This window comes from Tepidimonas sediminis (assembly GCF_007556605.1).
Classification (GTDB): domain Bacteria; phylum Pseudomonadota; class Gammaproteobacteria; order Burkholderiales; family Burkholderiaceae_C; genus Tepidimonas; species Tepidimonas sediminis.
Genome location: NZ_VJND01000008.1, coordinates 121625 through 130881 on the forward strand (window position 1 = coordinate 121625; position 9257 = coordinate 130881).

Sequence of the window (9257 nt, forward strand, 5' to 3'; positions counted from 1 at the left end):
CCGGCCAGGTCGCGGCACGCTGCCTGCTCCTTTCGCCGGGCGCGCGCCAAGCATAGCGCGCGGCGACAATACGCGCATGCATCCCTGCAATCTCCCCGCCAGGCGCCCGCTGGTGCTGGGCTCGACCTCGCCGTACCGGCGCGAGCTGCTGGCGCGGCTGCGCATCCCGTTCGAGACCGTGGCGCCGCACGTCGACGAAACGCCCCAGCCGGGTGAGGCCCCGGTGGCGCTGGCGCAGCGGCTGGCGCTGGCCAAGGCCGAGGCCGTGGCACGCCAGCGGCCGCAGGCGATCGTGATCGGCAGCGACCAGGTGGCCGACCTGGACGGCGTGGCGCTGGGCAAGCCGGGCACGCACGCGCGTGCGGTGGCGCAGCTGCGCACGATGAGCGGACGCACGGTGCGCTTTCACACCGCGCTGGCGGTGGTGTGCGCGGCCAGCGGCTTTGCGGCGCAGGAGCTGGCCACGGTGGAGGTGCGTTTCCGCGCGCTGACCGATGCCGAGATCGAGCGCTACCTGCGCGCCGAGCAGCCCTACGACTGCGCCGGCAGCGCCAAGAGCGAGGGACTGGGCATCGCGCTGCTGGAGGCCATCGTCAGCGACGACCCGACGGCGCTGGTGGGCCTGCCGCTGATCCGCACCGCGCGACTGCTGCGCGCCGCCGGGCTGGAGCTGCCGTGAGCGCGCCGCCGCCCGGGGCGCTGGTGCTGGTGCCCACCCCGCTGGACCACGGCTGCGCGGTGCAGCGGGATCTGCGCGACGTGCTGCCGGCCGCCACGATCGAGCGCGCCGCCACGCTGACGCACTGGATCGCCGAAAACGCCCGCAGTGCGCGCGCGTTTCTGAAGCGCGTCGGCGCGGTGCATCCGCTGGCCATGCCGCTGCCGCAGCAGACCCTCGTCGAGCTGCCACGCGCCTGGCACAAGCACGGCGACGCCGGCGCCCAGGCGGCGCAGCAGGCGCGCGCGCTGTTGACCCCGGCGCTGGCGGGGCACGACATCGGGCTGCTCAGCGAAGCCGGCATGCCGGCGATCGCCGACCCGGGCGGCGCGGTGGTGCGCGCCGCGCACACGCTCGGCCTGCGCGTGGAGCCGCTGGTGGGGCCGGTGTCGCTGATGCTGGCGCTGGCCGCCAGCGGCTGCCCGGGGCAGTCGTTCGCGTTCCACGGCTACCTGCCGGTGCAGGCCGGCGCGCGCGCGCAGGCGCTGCGCGCGCTGGAGGCGCAGGCGCGCCGGCAGCGCCAGGCGCAGCTGTTCATCGAGACGCCGTACCGCAACGCCGCGCTGCTGCAGACGGCGCTGCAGGCGCTGCAGCCGGACACGTGGCTGGCGCTGGCCTGCGGGCTGACGCTGCCGGCGCAGGCGGTGCACGGCGCGCGCGTGGCCGACTGGCGCCGCGGCGCACCCGCGCTGCCGCTCGAGCTGCCGTGCGTGTTCGCGCTGGCGCTTTGAGGGCGCCGCCGCCGCATGCCAGAATGCGCGCATGAGCACGCTGCCCGAGCAAGGCCTGGTGGTCGCGATCTCCTCGCGCGCGCTGTTCGACTTCGAGGAGGAGAACCGCGTCTTCGAGCAGGGCGACGACCGCGCCTACATGGCGCTGCAGCTCGAGCGCCTGGAGCAGCCGGCGCGGCCGGGCGTGGCGTTTTCGCTGGTGCGCAAGCTGCTCGCGTTCAACGCCGACGGCACCACGCGCGTGGAAGTGGTGATCCTGTCGCGCAACGACCCGGTCTCCGGTCTGCGGGTCTTTCGCTCCGCGGCGGCGGATCGGCTGCCGATCCAGCGCGGCGTCTTCACGCGCGGGGCGCCACCGTGGCGCTACCTGCGGCCGCTCGGGGCGCACCTGTTCCTGTCGGCCAACCTGGACGACGTGCGTGCCGCGCTGGCGGCGGGTTTTCCGGCGGCGCAGGTCTACCCGCACGCGCCGCGTGCCAGCGAAGCCCACCCGCACGAGGTGCGCATCGCCTTCGACGGCGATGCGGTGCTGTTTTCCGACGAGGCCGAGCGCGTCTACCAGGAACAGGGACTCGACGCCTTCCAGGCGCACGAGCAGCGCCACGCCACCGTGCCGCTGCCGGGCGGGCCGTTCAAGCCGCTGCTGCAGGCGCTGCACCGGCTGCAGCAGGCCGGCACGCCCGCGATGCGCATCCGCACCGCGCTGGTGACCGCACGCAGCGCCCCGGCGCACGAGCGCGCCATCCGCACGCTGATGGACTGGCGCATCGAGGTCGATGAGGCGATGTTCCTCGGCGGGCTCGACAAGGGCCCGTTCCTGCGCGAGTTCGAGCCGGACTTCTTCTTCGACGACCAGACGCGCCACGTGACCAGCGCCGCCGAGCACGTGCCGGCAGGCCACGTCGCCGCCGGGGTGGCGGGGGGTGAACGGTGATGATGCAGGCCGACGCCGTGCCCCCCGTGGCGGCCGACGCCGCCGCGCCGCTTGCCGAGCCGGCCGACCCGGTGCGGCGGCTGGCCGCGACGCTGAGGCACACGCCGCAGCTGGACTTTGCGGTGCTGGTCGGCAGCCGCGCCGACGGCCGCGCCCGGGCGGACAGCGACTGGGACATCGCGCTTGCCTGGGCGCCCGGCCTGCCGTGGCTGGAACGCGCTGGTGGATCTGCGCAACCGGATCGTGCACGACTACATGAACCTGGACCTCGAACGCATCCACGAACTCGTACGCGACGGCGCGGATGGCTTTGTCGTCGCCTTCCTGATGCGACGCGTGGCCGATGGCCCCGCCGCCGGCCGGGAGTGCCCGCAGTGACCGCGAAGCAGGCCGACCGCGCTGCCGCCCCGCAAGACACACCCTGCCGCAGGGGGGGCCGATGCTGACCTCGGTGGCTGCCATCGCCGCCGGCGCCAGCCTCGGCGCGCTGCTGCGCTGGTGGCTGGGGCTCGTGCTCAACGCCGTGCTGCCGCACCTGCCGCTGGGCACGCTGGCGGCCAACTGGATCGGCGGCTACGCCATCGGGCTGGTGGCGGCCTTCTTCCTGCACCATCCCGACATCGCCCCCGCGTGGCGACTGTTCGCCATCACCGGGCTGCTGGGTGGGCTCACCACCTTTTCCAGCTTCTCGATCGAGATGACGACGCTGCTGCAGCAGGGTCGGCTGCTGTGGGCGCTGGCCGGCATCGGCCTGCACGTGGGGGGCTCGCTGCTGCTGACGGCGCTGGGCCTGGCCACCTACGGCTGGCTGCGCGGGGGCTGAGGCGGCGGGCCGCCGCCGGCCCCGGCAGCCTACAATCGGCGCGCGCCCCGGACTCGCCAACCGGCTGCCGCGCCCTGCCGTCGTCGCAGCCGGCGCCCCCTTCTCCGTCTGCCGCAACCCGTTCCGCGATGAGCACACCTTCCGCCCCCGACCCGCTGGCCCAGCGCTTCGTGCAGTTCGCGCTGCAGGCCGGCGTGCTGCGCTTCGGCGAGTTCAAGACCAAGGCCGGGCGCCTGAGCCCCTACTTCTTCAACGCCGGCCTGTTCGACGACGGCGCCAAGCTGGGCCGGCTGGCCGAGTGCTACGCCGAGCGCATCCTCGGCTGCGGCCTCGACTTCGACATGATCTTCGGGCCGGCCTACAAAGGCATTCCGCTGGCGGCGGCGCTGGCGGTGGAGCTGGCGCGGCGCGGGCACAACAAGCCGTTCGCCTTCAACCGCAAGGAGGCCAAGGACCACGGCGAGGGCGGCACGCTGGTGGGCGCGCCGCTGCGCGGCCGGGTACTGATCGTCGACGACGTCATGAGCGCCGGCACCGCCGCGCGCGAGTCGATCGCGCTGATCCGTGGCGCCGGCGCCACACCGCACGCGCTGGCCATCGCGCTGGATCGGCAGGAGATGGCCACCGAGGTGGCCCCCGACGGCAGCGTGCGCGACGTGCCCCACAGCGCGGTGCAGTACGTGCAGCGCGAGCTGGGCCTGACCGTGTGCGCCATTGCGCGGCTGGACGATTTGCTGCACTATCTGGAGCGACAACAGGATCCCGAGATGGCGGCCCATCGGCAGCGCGTGCTGGCTTACCGCGCCCGCTACGGTGTGAGCTGAGGGAGGCTGGCCGCGCTTCGGGGACCCGAGCAACCCCGCCATGCGACCGACCCCCACCTCCGCCGCGCCGCGCCTGCTGCTGGCTGCGCTGCTCGGCGCCGCCGCGGCACCGCTGTGGGCGCAGCCCGCCGCCGTGCGCACGCCGATCTACACCTGCATCGACGCCCAAGGCCGGCTGCTGTCGTCCGACCGGCCGATCCCCGAATGCCGCGACCGCGTGCAGCGCGAGCTCGGGCCTGGCGGCACGGTGCGCCGCGTGATCGAGCCGCCGCCGACGCCGCAGGAGCGCGCCCGTCTGGAAGCGGCGCAGCGCGCCCAGGCCGAGGCCGCCGCGCGCGCCGCCGACGAACAGCGCCGCGAGCAGCTGCTGCTGATGCGCTACCCCAACGAAGCCGCGCACCAGCGCGCGCGCGAGGCGGCGCTGGCGCAGCTGCAGGCCAGCGTCGAAGCCGGCCAGCAGCGGCTGCAGCACCTGGACGAGGAGGCGCGCCGGCTGCAGGAGGAAATGGAGTTCTACCGCAAGGATCCGGCACGCGCCCCCGCCGCGCTCAAGCGCCGCCTGGCCGACAACGCCGAGCAGCGCCAGCAGCAGATGCAGTATCTGGCCGACCTGGAGCGCGAGCGCACGCGCATCGACGCGCGCTTCGACGCCGAACTGGCCACCCTGCGCCGGCTGTGGGCAGCCGCCCCCGAGCGCGGCCGCGAGCCGGCACCGCGCTGAGCCGCGCGCCGCCGGCCGCCCCCGCCGTCAGCCGCCGATGGCGCGGCGCATCAGCTCGGCCACCTGCTGCGGGTTGGCCTTGCCTTGGGTGGCCTTCATCACCTGGCCGACCAGCGCGTTGAGCGCCTTGTCCTTGCCGGCGCGCACCTCGGCGACGTTCTTCGGGTTGGCCTCCACCACCTGGCGCACCAGCGCCTCCAGCGCGGCGGTGTCGTTGAGCTGCTTGAGCCCGCGCGCCTCGATCAGCGCATCCACCGCCGAAGCGGCCGCGTCGGCCGCCACCGGCTCGGCCCACAGGGCATCCAGCACCTGCCTGGCGGCGGCCTGACTGATCGTGCCGTCGGCCACGCGCGCGATCACCGCCGCCAGCGCCTGCGGCGGCAGCGGGCAGGCCTCGATGCCGATCTCGGCCGCGTTGAGCCGGCGCGCCAGCTCCACCATCACCCAGTTGCTGGCCGCCTTGGGCGCGGCGCCGGCGCGCACCACCTCCTCGAAGTAGGCCGCCATCGCGCGCGACTGCGTCAGCGTCGCCGCGTCGTACTCCGGCAGCCCGTAGTCGGCCACGAAACGCTGCGCCATCGCGCGCGGCAGCTCCGGCAGCGCGGCGCGCTCCTCCTCCACCCAGCCCGGCGCGATCACCAGCGGCGGCAGATCCGGGTCGGGGAAGTAACGGTAGTCGGCCGCATCCTCCTTGCTGCGCATCGGGCGGGTCTCGCCGCTGTCGGGGTCGAACAGCACGGTGGCCTGCTCGATGGCGCGGCCGTCCTGAAGCTGCTCGATCTGCCAGCGCACCTCGTAGTCGATGGCCTGCTGCAGGAAGCGGAACGAGTTCAGGTTCTTGATCTCGCGCCGCGTGCCCAGCGGCTGCCCCGGCTTGCGCACGCTGACGTTGGCGTCGCAGCGGAACGACCCCTCCTGCATGTTGCCGTCGCAGATGCCGATCCACGTCACCAGCTTGTGCAGCTCGCGCGCGTAGGCCACCGCCTCGGCGCTGGAGCGGATGTCGGGCTCGGTGACGATCTCCAGCAGCGGCGTGCCGGCGCGGTTGAGGTCGATGCCGCTCATGCCGTGGAAGTCCTCGTGCAGGCTCTTGCCGGCGTCCTCCTCCAGGTGCGCGCGCACCAGCCGCACCGTGCGCCAGACGCGCCGCGCCTGCGCGCCCTTGCCGGTCTCGACCCAGAAGCCGATCTCGCCGCCCTGCACCACCGGGATCTCGTACTGGCTGATCTGGTAGCCCTTGGGCAGGTCGGGGTAGAAGTAGTTCTTGCGCGCGAACACGCTGCGCGGCGCGATCCGCGCGCCCACCGCCAGCCCGAAGCGGATCGCGCACGCCACCGCGGCGCGGTTCATCACCGGCAGCGTGCCCGGCAACGCCACGTCCAGCGCGCAGGCCTGCGTGTTGGGCTCGGCGCCGAACGCCGTGGCGGCGCGGCTGAAGATCTTGCTGCGCGTGCGCAGCTGCACGTGCGTCTCGAAGCCGATGACGACCTCGTAGCCGTCGATCAGGGCAGCATCCATCGCAACTCCGTCTTTCATTGCCGCCTCCATCCGTCAGGCCCCCGGCGGCACGCGCGTGTGCCAGTCGGTGACGCGCTGCAGCTGGTGCGCCACGTGCAGCAGGCGCGCCTCGGCCAGGTACGGCCCGATCAGCTGCAGCCCCACCGGCAGGCCGCCTTCGCCGAAGCCCGCCGGCACGCTCATGCCCGGCAGCCCGGCCAGCGAGGCCGGCAGCGTGTAGACGTCGGCCAGGTACTCCGCCACCGGGTCGTCGCCCTTGGCGCCGATCGGCCAGGCGACGCTGGGCGCCACCGGCCCGGCGATCACGTCGCAGGCGCCGAAGGCGGCCACGAAGTCCTGCGCGATCAGGCGCCGGATCTTTTGCGCCTGCAGGTAGTAGGCGTCGTAGTAGCCGTGCGACAGCACGTAGGTGCCCACCAGGATGCGGCGCTGCACCTCCGGCCCGAAGCCCTCGCTGCGCGAGCGGCGGTACATGTCGAGCAGATCGTCGTACTGCGCCGCGCGATGGCCGTAGCGCACGCCGTCGTAGCGGCTGAGGTTGGAGCTCGCCTCGGCCGGCGCGATGACATAGTAGGCCGGGATGGCCAGCTCGGTGCGCGGCAGGCTGACCTCCACCAGCCGCGCGCCCAGCCGCTCCAGCTCCGCCAGCGCCGCGCGCAGCGCGGCCTGCACGTCCGGCGCGCAGCCGGGGCCGAAGAATTCACGCGGCAGGCCGATGCGCAGCCCCTGCAGCGGGCGCGCGGCACTCGCCCCCGGCAGCGGCTCGTCCAGCCCGCGCGCATAGTCCTGCGGCGGCAGGTCCAGGCTGGTGGCGTCGCGGTCTGGATCCGGGCCGGCCATGGCCGACAGCAGCAGCGCGCAGTCCAGCGCCGAGCGCGCCAGCGGCCCGGCCTGGTCCAGGCTGGAGGCGTAGGCGATCAGGCCATGGCGCGAACAGCGGCCGTAGGTGGGCTTGATGCCGGTGACGCCGCACAGCGCGGCGGGCTGACGGATCGAGCCGCCGGTGTCGGTGCCGGTGGCCGCCGGCGTCAGGCACGCCGCCACCGCCGCGGCCGAGCCACCGGAGGACCCCCCGGGCACGCGCGCCCGGTCCCACGGGTTGCGCGCCGGCCCCCAGGCCGAGTGTTCGTTGCCCGAGCCCATCGCGAACTCGTCGCAGTTGAGCTTGCCCAGCGTCACGGCGCCGGCGCCGGGGTGACCATCGCCACCCTGCCCCAGCCGCGCCACCACCGTGGCGTCGAACGGGCTGCGGTAGCCGGCCAGCATGCGGCTGCCGGCGGTGGTGGGCCAGCCGCGCGTGACCAGCACGTCCTTGTGCGCGATCGGCACGCCCAGCAGCGGCGCCCCGTCGCCGCGCGCCAGCCGCTCGTCGGCCGCGCGCGCCTGCTCGAGGCTGAGCTCCTCGTCGACGGCGACGAAGGCACCCAGGTCCGCGTGCGCGCGGATGCGCTGCAGCAGCGCCTGCGTCAGCTCCACGCTGCTGAAGCGGCGTGCGCGCAGGCCCTCGGCCAGTTCGGCCACCCCCATGCGGTGCAGGTCGTCGCGGCTCATTCGATCACCTTCGGCACGAGGAACAGGCCGGCCTCGCTGGCCGGCGCATTGGCCAGCATCGCGTCGCGCTGCTCGGGCTCGCGCACCTCGTCATCGCGCAGCCGCAGCGCCACGTCGGTGAACAGCTCGGCCGGATGCGCCAGCGGCGCCACGCCGGTGGTGTCCACCGCCTGCATGCGCTCCACCAGGGCGAAGACGGCGTTGAGCTGGCCGAGCATGCGCTCGGCCGCGGGGGGATCGAGCGCCAGCCGCGCCAGCCGCGCCAGGCGCTCCACATCCTGCAGGGTCAGGGTCATGGAGGTACCGCTCTTTCGACGAACAGGCCCAAGCCGGGCCGGATTGCCTTGCGGTATTATCCCGGGTTTCACGAACCGGCCTGCCGCACCGGCCGGCGCCACCGCGGCGGCGCTTCGCCAGGACCGGCCGGCGGGCCGCACCGGACGTCATCGATCATGTTCGAATCCCTGCGTCGGCACTTCTCGACCGACCTTGCCATCGACCTCGGCACGGCCAACACCCTCATCTACGTGCGCGGCAAGGGCATCGTGCTGGACGAGCCCTCGGTGGTGGCCATCCGCCACGAAGGCGGCCCCAACGGCAAGAAGACCATCCAGGCGGTGGGCAAGGCGGCCAAGGCGATGCTGGGCAAGGTGCCCGGCAACATCGAGGCCATCCGCCCGATGAAGGATGGCGTCATCGCCGACTTCACCGTCACCGAGCAGATGCTCAAGCAGTTCATCCGGATGGTGCATCCGCGCTCGATGCTGCGCCCCAGCCCGCGCATCATCATCTGCGTGCCGTGCGGCTCCACGCAAGTGGAGCGGCGCGCCATCCGCGAGTCGGCGCTGGGCGCCGGCGCCTCGGAGGTCTACCTGATCGAGGAGCCGATGGCCGCGGCGATCGGCGCCGGCCTGCCGGTGGCGGATGCGGCCGGCTCGATGGTGGTGGACATCGGCGGCGGCACCACCGAGGTCGGCGTCATCAGCCTGGGCGGCATGGTCTACAAGGGCAGCGTGCGCGTCGGCGGTGACAAGTTCGACGAGGCCATCATCAACTACATCCGCCGCAACTACGGCATGCTGATCGGCGAGCCCACTGCCGAGCACATCAAGAAGACCATCGGCAGCGCCTTCCCCGGCTCCGAGGTCAAGGAGATGGAGGTCAAGGGCCGCAACCTCTCCGAAGGGGTGCCGCGCAGCTTCACGATCAGCTCCAACGAGGTGCTGGAGGCGCTGACCGAGCCGATCAACCAGATCGTCAGCGCGGTCAAGATCGCGCTGGAAAACACCCCGCCGGAGCTGGGCGCCGACATCGCCGACCGCGGCATGATGCTGACCGGCGGCGGTGCGCTGCTGCGCGACCTCGACCGCCTGCTCACCGAGGAGACCGGCCTGCCGGTGTTCGTGGCCGAGCAGCCGCTGACCTGCGTGGTGCGCG

Annotated in this window: 11 protein-coding genes and 1 pseudogene; 9 read left to right on the forward strand and 3 right to left on the reverse strand. The window is 73.6% G+C overall.

Annotated features, from left to right (window positions below; all coding sequences use genetic code 11):
• The first annotated feature begins 76 nt into the window (after positions 1-76).
• From Tsedi_RS07845 to Tsedi_RS07875, 8 genes and pseudogenes are all read left to right on the forward strand, one after another.
• Positions 77-679 carry a Maf family protein gene (locus tag Tsedi_RS07845; RefSeq protein WP_143895337.1) on the forward strand — a complete coding sequence of 201 codons (603 nt, stop codon included), beginning with the start codon at positions 77-79 and terminating at the stop codon, positions 677-679.
• Positions 676-1449 (forward strand): SAM-dependent methyltransferase, encoded by a 774-nt coding sequence (locus Tsedi_RS07850; protein ID WP_143895339.1) that lies wholly within the window; start codon positions 676-678, stop codon positions 1447-1449. Before Tsedi_RS07845 ends, Tsedi_RS07850 begins: the two co-directional genes overlap by 4 nt.
• A 31-nt stretch (positions 1450-1480) precedes the next feature.
• Positions 1481-2383 (forward strand): 5'-nucleotidase, encoded by a 903-nt coding sequence (locus tag Tsedi_RS07855; protein ID WP_143895341.1) that lies wholly within the window; start codon positions 1481-1483, stop codon positions 2381-2383.
• A gap of 2 nt (positions 2384-2385) precedes the next feature.
• Positions 2386-2568: pseudogene (locus Tsedi_RS12500) on the forward strand (nucleotidyltransferase domain-containing protein); the annotation flags it as partial.
• The gene (locus Tsedi_RS12280; protein WP_281280124.1) at positions 2567-2761 is read left to right on the forward strand and encodes a HepT-like ribonuclease domain-containing protein; all 195 of its coding nucleotides are present in this window, start codon (positions 2567-2569) and stop codon (positions 2759-2761) included. The pseudogene Tsedi_RS12500 and the gene Tsedi_RS12280, both read left to right, overlap by 2 nt.
• Positions 2762-2822: 61 nt before the next feature.
• Entirely contained in the window at positions 2823-3206 is a 384-nt protein-coding gene (crcB, locus tag Tsedi_RS07865) for a fluoride efflux transporter CrcB (protein ID WP_143895345.1), read from the forward strand.
• Positions 3207-3334: 128 nt separating this feature from the next.
• A complete protein-coding gene (pyrE, locus tag Tsedi_RS07870; protein ID WP_143895347.1) occupies positions 3335-4030 on the forward strand; it encodes an orotate phosphoribosyltransferase in 696 nt (231 codons plus the stop codon).
• Between the two features lie 40 nt (positions 4031-4070).
• Entirely contained in the window at positions 4071-4751 is a 681-nt protein-coding gene (locus Tsedi_RS07875; protein WP_143895349.1) for a coiled-coil domain-containing protein, read from the forward strand.
• Positions 4752-4778: 27 nt separating this feature from the next.
• On the opposite strand, the gene gatB is transcribed toward Tsedi_RS07875, so the two are convergent.
• From gatB to gatC, 3 genes are read right to left on the reverse strand one after another with little or no spacing between them, the layout of a single operon-like run.
• A complete protein-coding gene (gene gatB, locus Tsedi_RS07880; RefSeq protein WP_143895351.1) occupies positions 4779-6269 on the reverse strand; it encodes an Asp-tRNA(Asn)/Glu-tRNA(Gln) amidotransferase subunit GatB in 1491 nt (496 codons plus the stop codon).
• A gap of 33 nt (positions 6270-6302) precedes the next feature.
• On the reverse strand, positions 6303-7820 hold the full coding sequence (gene gatA / locus Tsedi_RS07885; protein WP_143895353.1) for an Asp-tRNA(Asn)/Glu-tRNA(Gln) amidotransferase subunit GatA: 1518 nt from the start codon (positions 7818-7820) through the stop codon (positions 6303-6305).
• Complete coding sequence (gene gatC, locus Tsedi_RS07890) at positions 7817-8116, reverse strand: Asp-tRNA(Asn)/Glu-tRNA(Gln) amidotransferase subunit GatC (RefSeq protein WP_143895355.1); 300 nt, start codon at positions 8114-8116, stop codon at positions 7817-7819. Before gatC ends, gatA begins: the two co-directional genes overlap by 4 nt.
• A gap of 156 nt (positions 8117-8272) precedes the next feature.
• Here gatC and Tsedi_RS07895 point away from each other — a divergent pair.
• Positions 8273-9257: rod shape-determining protein (locus tag Tsedi_RS07895; protein WP_143895357.1), on the forward strand; the 985-nt coding region annotated here is incomplete at its 3' end.

What these genes read in the sequence shown, in the direction of transcription:
- pyrE (WP_143895347.1), top strand. Translation starts at nt 3,335, where the DNA reads ATGAGCACACCTTCCGCCCCCGACCCGCTGGCCCAGCGCTTCGTGCAG.
- gatB (WP_143895351.1), bottom strand. Translation starts at nt 6,269, where the DNA reads ATGGATGCTGCCCTGATCGACGGCTACGAGGTCGTCATCGGCTTCGAG.
- crcB (WP_143895345.1), top strand. Translation starts at nt 2,823, where the DNA reads ATGCTGACCTCGGTGGCTGCCATCGCCGCCGGCGCCAGCCTCGGCGCG.
- gatC (WP_143895355.1), bottom strand. Translation starts at nt 8,116, where the DNA reads ATGACCCTGACCCTGCAGGATGTGGAGCGCCTGGCGCGGCTGGCGCGG.
- Tsedi_RS07855 (WP_143895341.1), top strand. Translation starts at nt 1,481, where the DNA reads ATGAGCACGCTGCCCGAGCAAGGCCTGGTGGTCGCGATCTCCTCGCGC.
- Tsedi_RS07875 (WP_143895349.1), top strand. Translation starts at nt 4,071, where the DNA reads ATGCGACCGACCCCCACCTCCGCCGCGCCGCGCCTGCTGCTGGCTGCG.
- Tsedi_RS07845 (WP_143895337.1), top strand. Translation starts at nt 77, where the DNA reads ATGCATCCCTGCAATCTCCCCGCCAGGCGCCCGCTGGTGCTGGGCTCG.
- gatA (WP_143895353.1), bottom strand. Translation starts at nt 7,820, where the DNA reads ATGAGCCGCGACGACCTGCACCGCATGGGGGTGGCCGAACTGGCCGAG.